This window comes from Breznakia pachnodae (assembly GCF_030814225.1).
GTDB classification, from domain to species: domain Bacteria; phylum Bacillota_I; class Bacilli_A; order Erysipelotrichales; family Erysipelotrichaceae; genus Breznakia; species Breznakia pachnodae.
The window spans coordinates 592,755-614,686 of sequence record NZ_JAUSUR010000001.1 but is presented as its reverse complement, the minus strand read 5'-3'; the positions used below and the strand labels follow the sequence as shown (position 1 = coordinate 614,686).

Annotated in this window: 18 protein-coding genes; 15 read left to right on the top strand and 3 right to left on the bottom strand. The window is 32.9% G+C overall.

Translation table 11 applies throughout. The annotated features are described in order from the left end of the window. The first annotated feature begins 4 nt into the window (after positions 1-4). From J2S15_RS02905 to J2S15_RS02875, 7 genes are all read left to right on the top strand, one after another. Positions 5-1,321 (top strand): RNA polymerase sigma factor, encoded by a 1,317-nt coding sequence (locus tag J2S15_RS02905; protein WP_307405310.1) that lies wholly within the window; start codon positions 5-7, stop codon positions 1,319-1,321. Between the two features lie 466 nt (positions 1,322-1,787). Beyond that, positions 1,788-3,077, top strand: coding sequence for an RNA polymerase sigma factor (locus J2S15_RS02900; RefSeq protein WP_307405307.1), 1,290 nt, complete (start codon positions 1,788-1,790; stop codon positions 3,075-3,077). Positions 3,078-3,209: 132 nt separating this feature from the next. After that, positions 3,210-5,375, top strand: a complete 2,166-nt coding sequence (locus tag J2S15_RS02895; RefSeq protein ID WP_307405305.1) for a vWA domain-containing protein — start codon at positions 3,210-3,212, stop codon at positions 5,373-5,375. A gap of 96 nt (positions 5,376-5,471) precedes the next feature. Then, the gene (locus J2S15_RS02890; protein ID WP_307405303.1) at positions 5,472-6,356 is read left to right on the top strand and encodes an aminoglycoside phosphotransferase family protein; all 885 of its coding nucleotides are present in this window, start codon (positions 5,472-5,474) and stop codon (positions 6,354-6,356) included. Positions 6,357-6,401: 45 nt separating this feature from the next. Further along, positions 6,402-7,295: a peptidase U32 family protein gene (locus tag J2S15_RS02885; protein ID WP_307405301.1), complete on the top strand. Its 894-nt coding sequence runs from the start codon at positions 6,402-6,404 to the stop codon at positions 7,293-7,295. Further along, positions 7,292-8,515, top strand: a complete 1,224-nt coding sequence (locus tag J2S15_RS02880) for a peptidase U32 family protein (RefSeq protein ID WP_307405299.1) — start codon at positions 7,292-7,294, stop codon at positions 8,513-8,515. Before J2S15_RS02885 ends, J2S15_RS02880 begins: the two co-directional genes overlap by 4 nt. Before the next feature lie 10 nt (positions 8,516-8,525). Beyond that, positions 8,526-10,223: a proline--tRNA ligase gene (locus tag J2S15_RS02875; protein WP_307405297.1), complete on the top strand. Its 1,698-nt coding sequence runs from the start codon at positions 8,526-8,528 to the stop codon at positions 10,221-10,223. Between the two features lie 116 nt (positions 10,224-10,339). On the opposite strand, the gene J2S15_RS02870 is transcribed toward J2S15_RS02875, so the two are convergent. The 3 genes from J2S15_RS02870 to J2S15_RS02860 form a co-directional block, all read right to left on the bottom strand. Further along, positions 10,340-10,915 carry a flavodoxin family protein gene (locus tag J2S15_RS02870; protein WP_307405295.1) on the bottom strand — a complete coding sequence of 192 codons (576 nt, stop codon included), beginning with the start codon at positions 10,913-10,915 and terminating at the stop codon, positions 10,340-10,342. Between the two features lie 92 nt (positions 10,916-11,007). Then, on the bottom strand, positions 11,008-11,367 hold the full coding sequence (locus tag J2S15_RS02865) for a hypothetical protein (protein ID WP_307405293.1): 360 nt from the start codon (positions 11,365-11,367) through the stop codon (positions 11,008-11,010). A 4-nt stretch (positions 11,368-11,371) separates the two neighbouring features. Next, on the bottom strand, positions 11,372-12,652 hold the full coding sequence (locus J2S15_RS02860) for a DUF1576 domain-containing protein (RefSeq protein WP_307405291.1): 1,281 nt from the start codon (positions 12,650-12,652) through the stop codon (positions 11,372-11,374). Positions 12,653-12,785: 133 nt separating this feature from the next. Here J2S15_RS02860 and J2S15_RS02855 point away from each other — a divergent pair, with 133 nt between their 5' ends. The 8 genes from J2S15_RS02855 (at position 12,786) to J2S15_RS02820 (ending at position 21,930) form a co-directional block, all read left to right on the top strand. After that, positions 12,786-13,151 (top strand): DUF488 domain-containing protein, encoded by a 366-nt coding sequence (locus tag J2S15_RS02855; protein ID WP_307405289.1) that lies wholly within the window; start codon positions 12,786-12,788, stop codon positions 13,149-13,151. Between the two features lie 204 nt (positions 13,152-13,355). Further along, on the top strand, positions 13,356-15,050 hold the full coding sequence (locus J2S15_RS02850) for a hypothetical protein (RefSeq protein ID WP_307405287.1): 1,695 nt from the start codon (positions 13,356-13,358) through the stop codon (positions 15,048-15,050). Positions 15,051-15,084: 34 nt separating this feature from the next. Next, complete coding sequence (gene ybaK, locus J2S15_RS02845) at positions 15,085-15,549, top strand: Cys-tRNA(Pro) deacylase (RefSeq protein ID WP_307405285.1); 465 nt, start codon at positions 15,085-15,087, stop codon at positions 15,547-15,549. 84 nt (positions 15,550-15,633) lie between these two features. Further along, positions 15,634-16,326 (top strand): N-acetylmuramoyl-L-alanine amidase, encoded by a 693-nt coding sequence (locus J2S15_RS02840; RefSeq protein ID WP_307405284.1) that lies wholly within the window; start codon positions 15,634-15,636, stop codon positions 16,324-16,326. Between the two features lie 101 nt (positions 16,327-16,427). Beyond that, positions 16,428-17,126 (top strand): Bax inhibitor-1/YccA family protein, encoded by a 699-nt coding sequence (locus J2S15_RS02835; protein WP_307405282.1) that lies wholly within the window; start codon positions 16,428-16,430, stop codon positions 17,124-17,126. A gap of 239 nt (positions 17,127-17,365) precedes the next feature. Further along, positions 17,366-18,691 (top strand): RNA polymerase sigma factor, encoded by a 1,326-nt coding sequence (locus J2S15_RS02830; protein ID WP_307405280.1) that lies wholly within the window; start codon positions 17,366-17,368, stop codon positions 18,689-18,691. Between the two features lie 18 nt (positions 18,692-18,709). Beyond that, the gene (locus J2S15_RS02825; RefSeq protein WP_307405278.1) at positions 18,710-20,359 is read left to right on the top strand and encodes an InlB B-repeat-containing protein; all 1,650 of its coding nucleotides are present in this window, start codon (positions 18,710-18,712) and stop codon (positions 20,357-20,359) included. 263 nt (positions 20,360-20,622) lie between these two features. Beyond that, a complete protein-coding gene (locus tag J2S15_RS02820; RefSeq protein WP_307405276.1) occupies positions 20,623-21,930 on the top strand; it encodes an RNA polymerase sigma factor in 1,308 nt (435 codons plus the stop codon). The last annotated feature ends 2 nt before the right edge of the window (positions 21,931-21,932 follow it).

The following is a 21,932-nucleotide window of genomic DNA, read 5'->3' as shown; positions in this document are numbered from 1 at the left end:
GTATATGAATCAAAACAGAAAGTACTTGGTTTCTTCAGAAATCATACAAAAAGTTAAAGATGGAGATCAAGAAGCTTTTGTGAAAGTGTATGATGCATATTTCACAAAAATCTTCTTCATTGCAAAACAATTTGGAATGAATGATGAAGAAGCAAAAGATATGGCACATGATGTATTTGTGAAAGTACATAAAAATATTCATACATTGAATGATTCAAGGGCATTTCATTCATGGATTTATAAAGTGGCATACAATACAAGTGTCAATTATGTTAAAAGAGAAAAGCGATTAGTTGATTTTGGGGAGGGAAGAACAGCTGACGATTTCATGGATCAGAAGTTAAAAGAGCCATTAGATGAAATTGAAGACAGACGAATATTAGAAATAGTGGAAAAATCACTAAATACAATGGACGAATCATTCAAAACAGTTGGTTTGCTTCGTTATTTTGAAGGGCTTAAAGTTGATGAGATTTCTGAAATTCTTTCAGTCCCAAGAGGAACAATCAAATCAAGATTGAACCGGATTCGTAAGCGATTAAAACGAGACTTAAAACAAAATGGTATATCTCCAAAAACCTACGGCTTTGTATTTATGATGCCTCAACTTATAAGAAATGCTTATCAGGAACTATTTAACCAAAGTGCAACAAATGCTTCCTTAAGTACTACAACAACAGTGGCAGGAGGTATTGCAGCACAACAGGGACTTGCCGCATTACTAACGATTAAGAACTTTGCCATCTTTGGTATTGGTACCACTGCTGTAATAGCATCAGCTATAGTATTGAATAATCCTCCAAAAGAAGAAGTGATAGAAAAGCCAGTTACTGTAGTTGAAGAACCTAAACCAGTAGAAGTAGTTGTGGAAAATGCAAAAATTGATAATATAACTTACAATCAGAACTGGACAAACACTTCAATAGCAGTGGATGTAACAACTACAAATGAAGAGTATGATCAGATACTAATTGATGGTATTGAAACCAATATGATTGATCAGAATGGGACATATCAGATACAGTTAATGAAAGATAAGGCGATAATTGACCAAAGAGAACTTGTGATAGGTAACATTGACAAGAATAGTCCTCAAGTAGTAAGCGAAAGAAATGGAAATGTTTTTACAATTTATTTATCAGATGATCTATCTGCAGTAAATCCAAACAGTGTAGTTATGTATCGTAATAATGAAATTAGTTATGAATACACTTATGATGCAAATACAAATACCTTAACAGTCTCCACAAAAAAAGGTTATAATGATAAAATTTATGTAAGCGATTATGCTGGTAATCCAGTTGAATTACTATTTGAATAGAAGATGCGAAAGCATCTTTTTCTTTTGTGAAAACGAGCGTTAATACAATGTACCTCTATTAAGATGGTGCAAAGATTATCAGATATAAATTGAAAGAGATTATTGATAATGATAAACTAAGAACCATAAGTATTAATAAAACAAGGTCTGTAGTATATTGCTATACAATAAGTGGAGGGATTATAATTAAAAAGTTTCGTCATTTTTATAGGAAGCTATATGACGAAACTTTTATTATGGGACAGCATAGTTAACTAAATATATTATGTTGATGAAAATTATGGAAGATTATAGGGACGAAATAATGATGATAAATCATAATTACATTGTCTTAATAATAAGAAGAAGAAAAAACTTTTGAACCTCTTAAAATTCGAAGTGTCTTTAGAATGAAAGGAGAATTTTGTTTAAAAGTGAAGAATGACTAACTAATTAGGTAAGTCTATGAGGGCGAGGCGGTGTAAATTTGAATCAGAAAAAACAATATTTAATTTCAGATGATATTGTAGTAAATGCACAAAAGGGCGATACAGAAGCTTTTACAGTAATTTATCAAGCATATTTTCCAAAAATTAGTTTTGTAACACGACAGTTTGCAATCAATGAAGAAGCAGCAAAAGATTTGACGCAGGAAATCTTTATCACTGTTTACCAGAAAATTCATGAACTTCAGGAGCCAAAAGCATTTCATTCCTGGATTCAGAAGATTTCATATCATAAGTGTTTAAATTATAATCGCAGCAAATATCGAATTGTAAATTTTGATGAAGAAAATGCTGCAGAAGAAGTAGAAGATACAAAACTAAAGGATGCACTGGAAATAGTAGAAGAAAAGCGGATGATGAATACAATCGAACAGTCTTTAAATGAAATGACTATTAATTTAAAGACAGTGGGATTGTTACGTTATATAGAGGGTATGTCAGTAAATGAGATAGCTGATCTTTTAAGTATACCCAAAGGAACTGTGAAGTCACGTTTATCAACGGTTCGAACAAATCTTAAAGGTGATTTAAAACGTAAAGGAATTACGCCAAGTAACTATATGGTTATCATCATGTTCCCAGGTATTGTATCGCAATATTTTTCAAATTACATTTTTTCACAATCCGCTGGTGCAACGGGAACATTATCATCATTATTATCTTATAAGATATCTGCTGTAGTTGGTTCACTGCTGGTTACATCTGTGGTTGCTGGTTCGGCATTTACAATATGGAATAATACGCAAGAGACACAGATGGTTGGACATTCTATAAATACAGAAGTATTTCAATCAACACCAATAGAGGCAAAGGAATCGTTTGCAGCTGAAATACAGAATATTTATGTAGATACAAATTGGACTAATCAACCTGTATATGTATATGTTGAAACAACAAGTGATGCTTATGATGAAATAAGAGTGAATAATACACCTACACAATATGTTTATGAGAATGGAACACATAAAGTACAGCTGATAAAGGATGGTAATGTTATTGATGAAAAATCAATTGAAGTAAGAAACATTGATATTGAGAGTCCTTATGGAAGTAGTGATCGTAATGGAAATAGTTTTGTAATTTATTTAAAGGATGACTTAGCAGGAGTTGATCCAAGTAGTATTACACTCATACGTAATGGAGTGAGTAGTGATGAATATATTTATGATTCACAAAATAATACATTAGCAGTGACAACACAACGTTCTTATGGTGACCTAATCTATATTAGTGATTATGCAGGGAATGTATTTGAAATAAGTTTTGAGTAATAAGAGTTAAAAATGGAGGGCAATAATGAAAATAGAACATAACGTTTTTTTATACAAATACTTATATAATGTAAAGAAGAGTACTAGTAATTATAATTATTCAGTAATCCTGTTGGATAACGGGAGTACTTTATGAAAAAGATAATAAAGAAAATAGGAAAGTTGACAGGTGTATGCTTATTGCTGTGTACAATCTTGTTAACAGGTATGTCATCACAATTAAATGCTGATACTGCACTAAGAGATAAAAATACAAATACTGCATATATTACAGAAAAAACTGCAGAATGGACAAGTGTAGAAGACTATCTGGCAGAGCTTACACTTAAGATAAATGGTACAGAACAGGTTGATTCTATGGATGTAGTAATTGTACTAGATCGTTCTGGTAGTATGGATATGAACTTTATCCAGGAAGTAAATGATGGGAATGGTGGAACTTATGGAACGCATAATGCATCTTCTCCTTGTCTGAATCAGGAACACTTCTATCTGAAAGAAACAACAGATATACCATCAGTGATTCCAAGTTCAGAAGACGATATGTATTATGATGAAGCCGCACAAAGACTGACAGTATATAATGCTGAAAAGAAGGCATGGGTAGTTCTTGATACATCTGATCGAGTTCATCTGTATTATCAATTTGGATTGAATGTTGCTGACCCTGATAACTTAGAGCTTGCAGCATATCATTTTAAACATGATGGTGAAAATTTTATTCGTATTAGTGAGTACGATACTACGGATACTAGAAAAGGAAGCTCTGAAGGAATATGGGATCATGCTGATGAACATGAAGGTTGCTATGATCGCTGGATTGAAGCAAAGAAGGCAGTAGAAACTTTTTCTGATAAGTTATTGGCAATTAATGAAGAACAAGGACTAACTGGTGATGATGCAAATACGATTGCTCTTGTACCATTTTCTATGCGTGATGAAACATTGGTTCATCGTTTGAATAATGGAACTAAGAATTATCGTGACTGGCTCGTTCAAAACAACTACTTTGATGGTACAGGAGTAACTGTTGAAAGTGATGGTAGTCTTTCAGGTACCTATGATTCAAAAGTAGATTGGACTGATAATGCTAGTGATATCAGTACAGCATTATCCAGTATGTTCACCACTCATACCACAGATTATGTATATGGATTAAGTGAGGCTTATAATATGCTGGATGAGAGAAGTGCACAGGCAAAGGCAAATAAAGATGCAGTTGTAATTGTATTATCTGATGGAACACCAGATCCAGCAACAGGAACTTTTAGTAGTGGTGGAAATATTTATGCATTTTATAATACTGACACTCATATATATGGTCTTGCAGATGCAATTAAGGCCGACGTTAATGATATTATTACAGGAACTTTTTGGAGTCAGATTTCAGGTTCTTATCAGCGCCATAGTGTAGACCCAAGTATTTTGGCTAGAGATAGTTCTAATAATATAATTGGTGCTTATGGACAGGATGCAGAAATTATCACCGTAGGTTATATGCTTGATTCTCAAAATAGCAAAGATCGTTTGAGTAATATTGCCTCGAATTCAAATTATATTGATATTCCTGCAGATGCACAAGGGTCCACCGAAAACTATTTAAGTGATAAATTATTAAGTAGTGTAATAATGCCTGGTGGACGAAATGCAGTATTAAGAGATGAAGTCAGTGAATATTATTATGTTCCAGATGATGCGGTTTTGCCAGCTGGCGTTACCATTGAAGGAACAATAGAGGATGGACAAACCATTGTTTGGGAAATTGGTAATATTTATAAATATACCAAAGAGAATGAACCATCCATCACGATTCCATTAGTATTAAAAGGAGAATATCGTGATGTTGCTTCAACAACCTACTATCCAACCAACAATGACAATCCACAAGTAGATTTGACAACTCCTAGTTCAGGACCGGATGGAGAGGATACAGGTGCGAAACTCTATTACACAGATATGGATGGTAATTCACGCTATGATACAATTGGAACACCAAAATTACCAGTGTATCCTAAAGAAAAGGAAAAACCTGTGGATCCAAAAGAACCAGAAACACCAATCGACCCAAAGGAACCAGAGAAACCAACACCTCCAATTATTGAGAAACCTTCAATTGATACAGAAATACCAACGATTGTTGGTAAAGAAGTAGAAGATTTATTGAACATTGTAATGAAGCCAAGTACCAGTCCAATGGCTGGTGATGATACAACTATAAATCTTTATTGGTATTTGTTGTTTATAGGAATATCAGGTGTATTAGGTGTATATTATCTTAGAAGAAAATATGAAAATTAAGTGAAGGTGCAATCTTGCACCTTTTTAAGTGGTTTACTCACTTGAAATTTTGAGGTGATGGTATATAATTGTTTTACATTTGAGGAGGCGAATCCAATGAATCTAAACAGTAAAAGTATTTCCAAAATAGAAAAGATTGAAAAGGGATGGTCATTGGATGAAAAGTACTATGTTGAAGACGAACACCTAGGTAAGCTGCTTTTACGTATTAGTGAACACACTTCCTATGAGCGTAAACAACAGGAATTTACACTGATGAAACTTGTTGGCTTACAAGATGTCAGAATGTCAACGCCTCTAGAGTTCTGGAAAGAAGAAGATAAACTTTCTGCCCTTTATACTTGGTGTGATGGAGATGAATTAGGCGAGGTAGTGAGTGATTTCAGCGAAAGTCTACAATATAAGTTAGGATATATTGCCGGTGATTATCTATATAAAATTCATAGTATTCCAATTAACAAGAGACTTGATTGGAAACAGCTGTATGGAAGAAAAGCAAAAAAGAAAATTGAAATGTATCGCATGTATGATATCCCTTTTGAAGGAGCAGAAGATTTTATAGGTTATATTGAAAAGAATTTCGATCTTTTAGAACATCGAGATACTTCATTTCTTCATGGTGATTATCATGTAGGAAATATGATTGTTTCGTCTGACAATAATCTTTCTATTATTGACTTTGATCGATTTGATTATGGTGACCCATGGGAAGACTTCAATCGAATCGTATGGAGTGCTCAGAGAAGCCCAGCCTTTGCCTGTGGACAAATTCATGGTTACTTTAAACAGGAACCACCTGAATTGTTCTTTCAGTTACTGGCGTTTTATATGGCTGTAAACGCAATTGGTGCAATTCCGTGGGCAGTTGCATTTGGTGATGTGCAAGTACTAATGAAACAGGCGCATGATGTTCTTATGTGGTATGATCATATGAATACAATTATTCCATCATGGTATCAAAAAATTGAAGATTTCCAATAGTCATAATGGCCTTAGTAGGCTATAATAATATAGGTTGAGGTATAAATGATAAATTTAATTACATCTCCATATCAGTTGGAGGACATTACAAAACTAAAAGCTGTAGGAATTACTTCTGTCATTGTCGGCACAGAAGCTTTTAGTGTGCGTAGTCCATCCGCTTTTAATAATGAACAACTGCAGGAATGTAGAACGCTATGTACAAGCAATCACATGCAGATGTATGTATCAGTTAATCGTTTCTTTATGGAAGATGACTTAATAGCTTTAAGAGAACACTTGCAATATTTAAAAGAATTAGATGTTGATGGTATCTACTTTACAGATATGGGTGTTTTTTATGAAGCAAAACAACTAGGATTAGAATCTAAACTGATTTATAACCCGGATACAATTCTAACTAACTCGGCAGATATTCAGGCTTATCTGGATTTGGGTATTCATATGTGTACAATCTCTAAAGAGATTACATTAGAGGATATGTTGAAAATTGGTAATCGTGTAAATGGGGAACTAGAAATAATTATTCATGGTCGATTACCTATGATGGATTCAAAACGAATGTTACTGTCAAATTATATGGAGTTTATTAAAAAAGAATATGATGTAAAAAATAACTATCAGCTATATCTGATGGAAGAAAATAGAGAAGAACATATGCCAATTGTGGAAGACAAAGATGGGACACATGTATTCACCGGTTTTACATTGGCATCATTTGAAGAAGTAGAAGATATGATAAATGCAGGTATCTGTAATCTTAGAATTGAAAGTTTGTTCTATACAATAGATGAAGTATGTAAGATTACAGAAGATTATAAACGAGTGATGGAAAGTCCCCGTGAGGGTAGATTACTATACAAAGAGTATGAAAAAGAATATCCATCACAAAATATTACGAAAGGTTTTATGTATAAGAAAACAGGTGCAAAGAAATGAAAAGAGTAGAGTTATTAGCACCAGCAGGTGATTTGGATCGATTAAAGATTGCAATTCGTTATGGAGCGAATGCAGTCTATATTGGTGGGAAACGCTTTTCTTTACGTTCACGTGCATCAAACTTCGATTTAAAAGATATTGCGGAAGGAGTGGAATTTGCTCATCACCATGATGCACATGTCCATGTAACCGTAAATATGCTTCCTCATGAAGAAGATTTAGAAGGAATCAGTGAATATTTGAAAGACCTTGAATCGATTGGTGTGGATGCCATTATTGTGGCGAGCCTAAGTATTATGCAATTAGCAAAGAAGGTCGCACCAAAACTGGAAGTTCATGTATCAACTCAACACTCTTCTACAAATAGTAGTGTAGTAAAGTTATATGAGTCATTGGGTATGGATCGTGTAGTACTTGCCAGAGAATGTACTTTGGATGATGTAAAGAGAACTACTGCAAATTCCAATTTACCAATTGAAGCATTTATCCATGGCGGAATGTGTGTATCCTATTCTGGTCGTTGTACATTAAGTAACAACATGACCAATCGCGATGCAAATCGTGGTGGTTGTGCACAGAGTTGCCGCTGGAAGTATCGTCTTTATGAAGGTGATATTAAACTAAATGAAGATGACCATATGTTTTCTATGAGTAGTAAAGATTTATGTGCAATGAAGTATATCCCTGCATTAATTGATGCAGGTGTATCAAGTTTTAAAATTGAAGGCAGAATGAAATCACAATACTATCTTGCGACAATCGTAAGAACGTATCGCATGCTGATTGATGAGTATTATGAAACTGGTTCGATTTCTCAAAAACGAATGCAGTGGTATTATGAAGAATTATCAAAAGCTGAAAATCGTTTAAGCGCAGGTGGTTTCTATGGTGGTGTACCAGGAATGAAGGATCACTTATATGGAATCAATGGTGCAGGTGTATCACAGGAATTTATTGCCTATGTACTTGATTATGATGAAGAGAAGCAGATTGCTAAATTAGAAGTTCGTAATAACTTTTCTAGTGGAATTGATGCAGAAGCATTTGGAGCTACAACACCAAATCAGATGTTTGTTATGGATATACTCTATGATGAAGATGGTGAGGTAGTAGATGTTGCTAGAAATCCAATGGATATTTTATATACAAAAATTAACGTTAAGTTAAAAAAACATGATATGATTAGAAAGGTTATAAAAAAGCGAGAAAACGTTTATTAGGAGGTAATTTATGAAACTTAAGAATAGTTTCTTTTATACGATTCGAGAAGATTCCAAAGATGAAGAGAGTGTCAGTGGGAATCTGCTTGTACGTGCAGGAATGATAAAAAAGAGCAGTGCTGGAGTTTATATGACACTACCAATGGGGAAACGTGTTATATCGAAAATAGAAAATATTGTTCGGGAAGAAATGGATAGAACAGGAGCACAGGAATTACATATGCCTGCGCTTATCTTGGAAGATGTATATGAAGAAAGTGGACGTAGAGCAGCATTTGGTTCCAATATGTTTGCATTACGTGATCGCTATGAAAAGAAATATGTATTAGGCCCAACCCATGAAGAATTATTTGTATTTGCAGGAATGATGCATGGAAAATCATACAAGGACTTTCCATATAATTTATATCAGATTCAAACAAAATACAGAGATGAAACAAGACCACGTTATGGTTTGATTCGTACACGTGAGTTTACCATGAAAGATGCATATTCATATGATGTGGATTTAGATGGTTTGAATGTATCTTATAAGAAAATGTATGATGCATATAAAAACAGTTTTGATCGCATGAAGTTGGATTATAAGATTGTTAAAGCTGATACAGGTGCAATGGGAGGACTTCTAAGTGAAGAGTTCCAGGCGATTACTCCAATTGGTGAGGATGTAGTAGTACTTTGTGACTCTTGTGATTTCTCAAGCAATATGGAAGTTACGGAAGTTGTGTTAAATGACAAAGTATCTGATGAGACTGAATTGGCCTATGAGATTGTTGAAACACCAAATGCAAAAACAATCGAAGAAGTTGCAGCATTCTTTAATAAACCAGTCGATGCATTTGTGAAAACATTAATCTATAATGTGGATGGTGAACTATACGCCTTTTTATTAAAAGGAAATCGTGAACTAAACGAAACCAAAGTATTAAAATTATTAGAAGCAAATGAAATGGAAATGGCTACATTTGATGAAGTTGAACAAGCGACTGGTGCAAAAGTTGGATTTGCTGGACCTATTGGTTTATCAATCAAAGTTGTAATGGATGCGGAAGTTGCTTTAATGAAAAACTTTATTACAGGTGCAAATAAAACAGACCATCACTATAAGAATGTAAACTTAAAAGATTTTGATGTATTTAAGAAAGCAGATATTGTCAATGTACAAGAAGGCGATACTTGTCCAAAATGTGGTGGTAAGCTTAAATTTGTGAAAGGTATTGAAGTTGGAAATACCTTTAAATTAGGAACAAAATACTCAGAAAGTTTAGGGTTTAAATATCTAGATAAAGACAACCAATTAAAACCTGTTGTTATGGGATCGTATGGAATTGGTATTGAGCGTTGTATGGCCGCAATCGTAGAACAATACAATGATGAAAATGGAATTGTATGGCCAATGAGTGTGACGCCTTATCATGTAGAAATTATTTTAGTTAATTTGAAAGATGAAGAACAAACCAAAGTAGCTAATCAACTATATGATGAATTATCAGCAGCTGGTATTGAAGTATTGTTGGATGACCGTGATGAACGTCCAGGAGTCAAATTTAAAGATAATGAATTAATTGGTATTCCATTACGTATCACAGTTGGAAAACGTGCTGGTGAAGGAATTGTTGAATACAAAGAAAGAACTACTGATAAAGTTGAACTTAATGTAGATGAAATCAAAGACTACGTTAAGAAGAGAATTGAAGAGTTAATATAAAGATTCAAGTTCTGAGTCTCAAATCATAAAGAAAGGAGGTTTCGCATGATGATGAAGCCTCCTTTCTTTATTGTGTTACAAGCTACGCTAAATAAATTTTAGCAGATATTTGCTTACTAGCGTTTATGGATGGTTAAGTCGATGTTTCCTTTTTTCCAGGAATTTAGTGTATCTACTACAAATTTACTTGCAATGTCTTCTTCACCTTTGGATATTTTAATAGCAGATATAGCATTATCCTTTGATATCCAAGAAATCATATTATCTAATTCAACTGTTTCATCAGTAAGCATTCCTACAGCATAAACAATAACTTTTTTATCTTTCATATTTAGTGATGTTATATAATCCTCTAGTACAGGTGATACATTCGATGCATACACTGGAGAACCATAAGCAATGATATCATAGTCATCTATATCATAAGTTAAATCTTCAGAAGGAAAATTAATGGTTACCGTATAACCTTGATCCTGAAGTTCTTCTCCTAATGCCATTGACAGATTTTTGGCAGTATCATGTTTAGAAGGCTGATAAATTATAAGTGCCTGTTTATCTCCACCTTTTAATATTACTTCATCTGATAATAGTTCATTATAGATTACTGATACTGTAGAGTATAACCATATTCCTGCAACTGCAATAGCCACAGCTAATATTCCTAATCCAATTTTTAGTTTCTTTCTTTTCATTTTATTGCTCCTCCATATAATTAACAGTGTTAAATATATTAACACTGTTAATTATATAGTGACATACTAAATATGTCAACAAAAAAAGAGCATTATCTGCTCTTTGCTCGTTTTCTTATTAGATAGATTGTACAGATATTAGCATCGATATAAATCTCCGCTCGATCAATTAAAGCACTAACTAACTGTAATTCAACTTCATCATCCAAATCACTCATACCAGTCAGATTCCAGTACATTTCTTCTAACTCTTCACTACGCCCCTGATTCAGTTTTTCATTAAGGCTATTTACTGCATCAAGTTCATCCATATCAAAATCACTCTTCAATGTTATGTAATGAGCAATTTCATCATCTTCTAATAATAATTCTATTTTCGTAGCACCAATGGAATAGCAATAAGTAATCATCTCATCGACAATCTTGGTAATTTTACGTTTTGTATGTTTCATATACTTACTCCCTCTTTAGCTTTCGTTTGTGATAGAAGGTCTCTATAATAGGAATCAGGAAAAGTGCAACTAATCCTGCAGAGAAACCATTGTTGTAGAGGTTCATTCCACCATGATAAGAACCAATACTTAATACTAGTGAAAGATGTACAAATCCTGCACACATTCCATAGAACAATCCGAACTGACCTGCAATTGGTGCAAGACCACAGCCAAATAAAGCTGCCAGTAATACACTAGGATCATTGATATTCCATATCTTTAATAAGGTACCAAGGACAACTCCTAAAGTAATTGGTATTGTATTCTTTACATGTTTACCAAAGGCACCAAATCCAACAATTGTTAGAATACCACCAATGGTAGGACCATTGATATGCCCTCCAACAGCTAATACATAGGAAGTATAAATAATACCCAGTACTCCCATGTTGAATAAGACAACACCAAATCCTTCTAAAGCAAGAAAATCGGTTACCAGACGACCAGAACGTTTTAGTATTTTCTTATAATTATTAATTAAATCTTTATCCATTAAGAATCCACCAATAATAAATAAAATAAACAGAAGATAGATAAAGATTATGATTCCTATATCATGCTGTTCATACCAGATGAGTACTGGTGTATGTTCGTATCCAAAAGATCCCATGATTGCTACAACAATCGTACCAATCAGTCCTGCCCCAAATCCAACATTATATAAATTATATCCCTGGTGAACAACCAGAGAACTGTTGGAAATAGGTGTAAGCAGAAAGCCAATTGCTGCTGCTATCACAAAGGAAAATACAATTGCCAGTCCCCAGTCAGCCTTCCATAATACCAACTCAGTAGATAATGGAGCTAAACTAGTTCCAAAGAATGCTACATAGATGTATTGTGAGAAAGAATGCTTCTGATATTTAGAGTATAAGAATACGCCAAAGATAATCCCCCAGATATTGGCAATGTTTTTTCCAAACATTCCAAATCCACCCATAAGAAATACAGCTGCAATTGCCATACCACTTATCTTTGCTTTTGATAGATGAAGAATCACTACCGATATCATCATCAGTAAACCAGCATTTAAGAATGTGGCACCAAACCCAACCAGCTGTACATAATCTGTAATCAATCGATCCGAACAGGTAATGATTGTATAGATTCCGTTAAATAGACGCTGAGGGGAATCTAAGAAGATAGAGCTGACTACAAAAATAAATCCTATACTGAATAGGAATCGTTTTAGAAATGAGTCGCGGTTTGTTTCATAGAGTCTTGTAATATTCAGTATGAACACCTCCGTTATAACACTTTTATTCTTTTCTAGTATATCGTATTTTATAGATGCTGCATATCCTTTTTTGTGTTCAATTTACTTCTTTTATGAGTGATATCTTGTCATAATACATATAGAAAGAAGGATGAAGATAATGTTGAAGATAAAACGCGCATATAAACCAGCAGAAATGAATGATGGATATCGTATTCTTGTAGACCGCATATGGCCAAGAGGAGTGAGTAAGGAACATCTGCAGGCAGATGAATGGAACAAGGAGATTGCACCTTCTAATGAATTAAGAAAATTATTTCATCGTGATCCTAGTAAGTTCTCTTGGTTTAAAGAAAAATATAAGAAAGAATTAGATAAGAATGAGGAAACTGTTTCCTTTCTAAGAAGAGTAGAAGGTCTTTTGAAACAGGGAAATGTTACATTGATTTATGGGTCAAAAGATGAAAAAAATAATCAGGCAGCAGTATTGAAAGAATACCTTGAAAACGCCTTGAATAATATGTAAGCGTGTACATAAAATAAAAAATGTAAGCAAATCAGTTAACTTAAACTAACTATGAAAATGATAAAACCTTGATGAATAAAAGAGAAATACTAATTAATGTAAATTGTTACATTTTGTTTACAGAAAAGTTTTTCAAAAAAATCTTTTTTTAATGTTGGATTTATAGTACAATATCCGTAATGACTTTTATTGGGAGGTACAAAAATGAAAGAAAAATTATACTTACAAGACAACGTTGCAATCATGAACTTTGATTTAGCTTACCCAGCTAGTACGCAGGATTTAGTTGGTTCTAAAACATTAGGGAAGTTCATTATTAAATATTTAAAATATTTAGAAAAAAGAGACCCTGAGCAATATGCTTGGTTAACAAATGGTTATACAACGGAAGAGACTTGTAAAGCTTTGTCTAGAGTATTCCGTCAGTTGATGGTATTAACGCCAGATGAAATTGATGATTACTACTTAACAGATAAGAAACGTCTTTTAGAATTTGTAGAAGGTATTTATAACTATTGGAAATCTCACCAACGTTTTTCAGTAACAAGACAACGTTACAGTGGTAAAGATGCAAAACCATTCGTAATGGCTGACTCGAACTTTAACACTCTTCTACGTAGTGCTTATCGTTCAATTGAAGAAACATTACAAGGTAGAGCAACTGGGGTATTCCGTCAGTTACAGGCAGGGACAAATGCAGCGATTTCTACATATCGTCCACGTAAATTTACATTATCAGATAAATACAAACAATTATCAGATATCTCTATGATTGAATCAGTAATGCTTAGAACACCAATGATTCTTTCAACAAAATCAAACACTCGTAGTGGTATGTTTGAAGAAACAAAACAAAACCCAATTGAGTACTTCTCAGGAAATAAAGATACTTGGTTCTGTTATCCAGCAAAAGTAGGGAACATGCTGATTAACATTTACTTCCACCGTGACTTTATGTGTAGTGGAGTATCACTTGCTAACTTATTTGAATTAGCTTCTAGTGAAGAATGTTGCGATAAACCAGATGCAATTGTATTATTTGCAAATGAAGATGACAAAGATGAAACTGTATTCCACTATGATCAAGAAGAAGATTTATGGGTAGGTAGTATTTCTTATAACCAAAAAGTTGAATACTTTGGATATATGAAGAAAATGACACTTACATTACACAACCTTTCAATGATGAAAAAAGGTTGGTTACCAATTCATGGTGCATTCATCAACATTACATTGTATGATGGAAAACGCAAAGGAATTATGCTGATGGGTGATTCTGGAGCTGGTAAATCTGAATCAATTGAAGCATTAAAAGCTTTAGGTAATGATGTAATTAAAGATATTGAAGTTGTATTTGATGACATGGGAACAATTCACATCGAAGATGGAGTTCCTTATGGTCAAGGTACAGAAATTGGAGCATTTATTCGTTTAGATGATTTAGATCCAGGTACACCATATCGTGATATGGACCGTTCTATTTTCTTTAATCCAGATGTAATTAATGCCAGAGTTATTACTCCAGCAGCACCATATAGTGTTATTTCTAAGAACCATAAGATTGATTTATTCTGTTATGCTAATAACTATGATAAAGATCTTGGTATGCGTAAGATTGATAACATGGATGAAGCAAAACCAATCTTTGTTGAGGGAAAACGTATGGCAAAAGGTACTACAAGTGAAGTTGGATTATCTACTACTTACTTTGCAAATCCATTTGGACCAATGCAAAAACAAGAAATCTGTGATCCAATCATTGATACAGTATTTGATTGTCTGAAAGACAATGGAATCTATATTGGAGAAATCTTTACTCATTTAGGATTAGACCGTAATGACCGTGATGGAATCAATGTAGCAGCTCAAAAATTATTGGAGTTCATTCAAGAAGACTAAGCGTTCATCAGAACGCTTTTTTTGAGGTAATAATATGAAAAAGACAAATGCAATGAGAATCTTAGATCAACATAAGATAACTTATAATATGTATGAGTATGAAGTTGGTGAAGAATTTGACAGTCATAAAGTAGCAAACAAAATTCACAAACCAGAAGAATTAATTTATAAGACATTAGTTACCATTGGTAAGAGCAAACACTATTATGTATTTATCGTGCCAGTTGAAAAAGAATTAGATTTAAAGAAAGCAGCAAAAGCTGCCAAAGAAAAATCAATTGAAATGATTGCGGTAAAAGAAATAAACAAAGTTACAGGTTATGTGCGAGGTGGATGTAGTCCAATAGGAATGAAAAAAGTATTTCCTACCTTCTGTGATAGTAGTGCATTAGCTTTTGATACAATTATTGTCAGTGGTGGAAAGATTGGATTACAGATTGAACTAGATCCACAAAAACTATCTGAAATCTTACCATTAACATTTGAAGAAGTATGTTGAAAGTGTTCCTCGTGTGAACACTTTTTCATTTAACAATCAGTTTTTAATAGATTTTTTATCATATTCATCTAATAGAATATAACTATGAAAAAAGTAATAATCGTAGGAACTCTACTTCTAGGTATATTAGCCGTAAATCATTATCTGGAAGAAGAGGAGCAGTCGAATATTGTAGAGTTTGCTGCCAGTGTCGCAATGAATGAAGATGTTTATACTGTCGTTATTGATGCAGGACATGGTGGATATGATAGTGGATCATTGGCAATCGATGGAACGGAGGAGAAGGAAATTAATCTGGAAGTCAGTTTGATGCTTGGTGAATTATTAGAAGCAGAAGGAATTAATGTAGTATATATACGAGATAATGATAATGTGGATTTTGCCCAAGAAAGTAACACAACCGATTTAAGGTATCGGGTAGCACTTGCAAATGAAGTCGATGCGGATTTATACATATCTATCCATTGCAACGCTAGTGACTATGGTTCATATTATGGGTTTGAAACATGGACGGATACAACTGATGAAGATGCAGTAACATTAGCAGAAGATATACTCTCACAATTGGATACATTAGGGTTCAGTGTGAATCGTGGTGTAAAAGAGGGAAGTGAATCATTATATGTTGTAGGTAATACAAATATGACAAGTTGTTTAGTTGAAATAGGATTTATTGATAATTATACAGATTATAGTTATATTTCTACTATTCAAGGGAAACAGTCTATTGCCCAAGCAATTGCAGATGCTATTCTTCCTATGAGCCTGGCGGAGTAGAACATATATTTTATATATTAAAGTATATATAGCTCATAGTTCAATTAATTGATAATTTCTATATATTGTGGTAGGATATATTAAGATTATGGAGGTCAACTATGGAAATTTATGAACAAAGTAAAAGCACAACTAAAACGTCTTTACAATCACATATGACAAAAACATTTTTATGGATGTTTGCAGGTCTTGCAGTGACGTTTGGAGTTGCGGCTTATATTAATTCTAATAATCAATTAATGTATGATATATATTCATCAAGCTACTTATGGATTGTGATGATGGTAGCTCAGTTTGGAGTAGTAATTGCACTTGCTGCAAGAATTACTAAAATGAAACCAATGACAGCAAGAATATTATTCTTTGCATATGCAGCATTAACTGGAGTGACATTCTCAGTGCTAGGATTGACATATGAATTAGGAACAATTGGTTTAGCATTTGCTATGGCAGCTTTATATTTTGGAAGTTTAGCAGTTATTGGGTTTACTACAAAAAGAGATTTATCGAAAATTGGAACAATTGCGATTGCTGCTTTGTTTGCAATGATTGTATATAGTTTCATTACAATGATTTTTGGTTTATCAATGAATATCTTTGTTTATTCAATCATTGGTCTAGTAGTGTTTGCTGGATTAACTGCATGGGATGTTCAAAAGATGAAAAAGTTATATTATGCATATGAAGGTGATGAACAAATGTTAAATAATTTATCTATTTATTCAGCATTTGAGTTATACTTAGACTTTATTAATATTTTCTTGTACATTCTTAGAATACTAGGAAATAACAGAGATTAATAAGAAACTTATAATAAACAGAAACCGTACAGTCAAGTGCATTTGATTGTACGGTTTTATTATGGAAAAAAATAAAATATTTATTGAAATTTTATAGAAGGATTTTTTTAAGTCGTGTGTCTATAAGGGTGTTGGTAACAATTTGTTGATCCTTCTATAAAACAAAAAATGAACTATATCGTGATTTTTTACTACAAATATATAGAGGGCAATAAAAATAGTAGAAAGGTGGGGTGAAGATGAGCAAGGATCACATACCAACAATTGATGAAAATGTAATACGTAAGGCTCAAAAGGCTGATACAGAAGCATTTTCACAAATATATAATGCTTATTATAATAATGTCTATTTTATCGCATATCAATATTATAAGAATGAGGAAAGTGCAAAAGATATTGTACAAGAAGTTTTTATACGTGTTCACAATAAAATAGATACACTGAAAGAACCAAAGGCATTTAGTTCGTGGATAAGTAAAATTACTTATCACACTTGTATAAACTATAATCGCAGTAAATTAAAAACAGTTGATTTAGGTGAAAAAGTAACAGTAGAAGATTTTATTGATAATAATCGTATTTCTATTTCGGATGAACTGGAAGATAAACGAATCAAAGAGATTATTATGGAGTCTTTAGAAAGTATGACTACACCATTGAAAAGTGTAGGATTATTAAGATACTATGAGGATTTCAAGATTGATGAAATTGCTGAGATATTAGATTTACCAAGTGGAACAGTGAATTCCAGAATTAGCAGAATCAGGGAAAAGTTGCAACAAGATTTAAAAAGGAATGGAATTTCACCAAAAAATTACAGTATTGTAGTTGTACCTTCAACAATTAGTCTGGCATATCAGATGTTGAGTACAAATATAGTATTAGGAAGCGAAAATGCAAATGAACTCTTTGATAAGATTGTAAATTCAAAAACATTAATTACATCTGGCATTTTACTAAAACTTGCTTTAGGGACAGCTGCTACTGCAACCGTAATTGCTGGAGTTTTGATTTTCAATGAACCAGATACTAGAACTAATGTGGAAGGTGGTTTCACACCGATTGTAATAGAAAAACCTATGGAAGATGTAGAGGAACCAATAATAGATACTGCAAAGTTTGTAGATATTAAGTATTCTACAGTGTGGACAAACAGCATCGTCTATTTGGATATAACTACAACAAATGACAATTATGATCAAATACTAGTAAATGGGTTAGAAACAAGAAATGTTAATGAAAATGGAGTTTATAATATTCAATTAATACAGGGTGATACGATTGTTGATCATCGTGTAATTGAAATAACTAATATTGATAACTATAGTCCAAATGCGACATATAGCCAGAATGGAAATACGTTTACCTATTATTTATCTGATGATTTATCACAGATAAATCCAGGGAGTATCCGATTTTTCAAAAATGATATAAGTAGTATGGATTATGATTACAATGAACAAACAAATACATTAACGATTGTTAGTGTAGGTGATTCAGTGGATAAATTCTATATAAGTGATTATGCAGGGAATGAACTTGAAATAATAATTTTAGAAGAATAAACACAGGAGAAGTAGAGAATGAAGAAAATAACGAGGGCAGTGCTGGTATTGCTTTTAACTATTTCCAGTGGGATACAAGTTGTATCTGCTGCTGGGGATGATTTAGCAATCACAGCAAAAGGTGATATTGTCTTTAATAGTGCTGAGAGTGAATATGAACTATATAAAGATGATACTACCACTGAGTATGATAGTAACTATGAAGTAACCATGAATCTAGATGATTTTTGGCAAGAAGTATATAGCTATGTAGATTTGATAAACAATGATCCAAGTAGAGATTTGGATAAATTACATTTTGAAGGAAATAGAACCTTTTCTTTTGTTGTTGAATTAGATCCATCACTAGAAGTAGATGAAACAAAACTATATGCTGGTTTTGAATCAACAATGAATAATTCATATCCACAATTTATGGAAATTTTTGATTATTGTGATTTTTATTATTACGATGTTGATCATGTAATATACGTGGATTTAGGAATATCAATCAATAAAACAGGTCCAGAAATGGAAGCATTATTTAATCAAGGGAAAGCTCCTGTAGATTTAAGTGTTACATTTCCTGAAGGAAGTATTTATTTTCCTGCTGATAAGTTTGTAGAGGGTCAAAAAATAACTACAACTATCTCTGATTGTCGCTATGAAATGAATGTAATATACAATAACGAAGCAATGCTTGGTGTTGTAGAAAAAACATTACCAATGCGAGAGGCAAGTTATATCATGAGTACACCTACAGCAACGACTAAATATACTGTAGACTTTGATTCGAGAGGTGGAAGTGCAGTTGCCTCTATTACAGATATCGCATCAGGAAGTACTGTTAGTGAACCAGCAGAACCAATAAAGAGTGATAATACATTTGGCGGATGGTATATAGATACTACCTATACAACAAAGTGGAATTTCACTAGTGATGTTGTTATAGCTGATACTACATTGTATGCGAAATGGATACCAGATACAGTACCACAAACCTATAAAGTAGATTTTGATTCGCAAGGTGGAAGTGCAGTTGCTTCGATTACAGATATCGCATCAGGAAGTACAATTAGTGAGCCTACACAACCAACAAAGTCAAATAATACATTTGATGGGTGGTATACCAACACAGCATATACAACAGCATGGGACTTCAGTAGTGATGTTGTTATAGCTGATACTACTTTGTATGCAAAATGGACACCGGATACAGTACCACAAGCCTATAGAGTAGATTTTGATTCACAGGGAGGAAGTGCAGTAGCTTCAATTACAGATATTGCATCAGGAAGTACAATCAGTAAACCAACGAATCCAACAAAATCAAATCATACATTTGAAGGATGGTATACCGATACCACTTATACAACAGCATGGAATTTTAGTAATGATGTAGTTACGAAAGATATTACATTATATGCAAAGTGGAAAGAAACGAAAGTTGTGGATCCAACTGATCCAACACCTCCAACAAATCCAAGTAAACCAGAGACACCTTCAAATCCAAGCAAGGTTCCTGAAAAGAATAAAGTAACCATTATAAATCCAAGTAACACAAAATCATCTGTGAATACAAATGGTGGAGTGAATACAATGGATACTACAAATACTGGATTGTTATACTTGTTATTAATAGGTGCAATAACAATAACGGTATCTATAAGAAAAAAGAAATATAATTAATCTGATAAATTAATTAACCAATAACCTGAAAAAGTGTTCCTAATTGGAATGCTTTTTAATTGGAAATTAAAATTTATTAGATTTTTTTTATTTTTATGGGACGTTTTCAAAAAAGATAGGTGTCTATAAGGGTGTTGGTAATAACTTATTGATCTTTTCTATGAGTTAATGAACAAAAAAATGAACTATTTTGTGAATTTTAACTACAAATATATAGGAGGGCAAAAAAAGAAAGATGGAAAAAGTAGAAAGGCGGGGTGAAAGTGAGTAGGAATTACATACCAACAATTGATGAAGATGTTATACGTAAAGCACAGCAGGCAGATACCGAAGCATTTTCAAAAATATATAAAGCTTACTATAATAAAGTTTATTTTATAGCTTATCAGTATTATAGGAATGAAGAAAGTGCAAAAGATATTGTACAAGAGGTTTTTATTCGTGTTCACAATAAAATTGACACATTAAAAGAACCAAAAGCATTTGCTTCATGGTTAAGTAGAGTTACTTATACAACTTGTGTAAATCATGATCGTAATAAGTTAAAAACAGTAGATTTAGGCGAAAAGACAACTGTTGAAGATTTTGTTGATAATAGTCATGTTTCTATTTCAGATGAATTAGAGGGTAAAAGAGTAAATGAGATTATCATGGAATCTTTGGAGAATATGAGTACACCAATGAAGAGTGTTGGATTACTGCGCTATTATGATGGATTACAGATTGGAGAGATTGCTGAAATATTAGATGTACCAAGAGGAACTGTTAATTCTCGCATCAGTAGAATTAAAGTAAAACTGAAAGAGGATTTAAAAAGAAATGGAATTTCACCAAAGAATTACAGTATTGTACTTGCACCAGCTACAATCAGTTTGGCATACCAAACACTGAGTGCAAATATGGTATTAGGAAGTGCAAGCGCAAATGAGTTATTAGAAAAGATAGTTAATACTAAGACGTTGGCCAAGTCTGGTATTTTATTAAAACTTGCATTAGGAGGGACAGCTACTACAGTTGCAGTGGCAGGAATTCTTATTTTTAATCAGCCAAAAGCGCCAGTTGAAAATAATCAGACAGTTACACCAGTTGTAGAGAAACCAGTAAAAGAAGTAGAAGAAGATGTTGCAACATTTTCAAATATTAGTTATTTAGAAGATTGGACAAATGAAGCGGTTAATTTAAATATCACTACAACAAATGATAACTATGATCAGATACTAGTGAATGGTGTGGCTACTACAAGTGTTACTGAGAATGGGAACTATACAATTCAGTTAGTAAATGATGAAGCAGTTATAGATCAAAGAGAAATTGAAGTAACCAATATTGATATTCATAGTCCTAATGGCTCTTACGAAAAAAAGGGTGATACCTTTACCTATTACTTATCTGATGATTTATCCAAGATAAATCCAGATAGTATTCGTTTCTATAAGAACAATCAAACAAGTGAAGATTATAAATACAATGAAGAGAATAATACATTAACTATAGTTAGTAAAGGAAGCACAATAGACAAATTTTATATAAGTGATTATGCAGGAAATGAACTTGAAATTATAATTCAATAAAA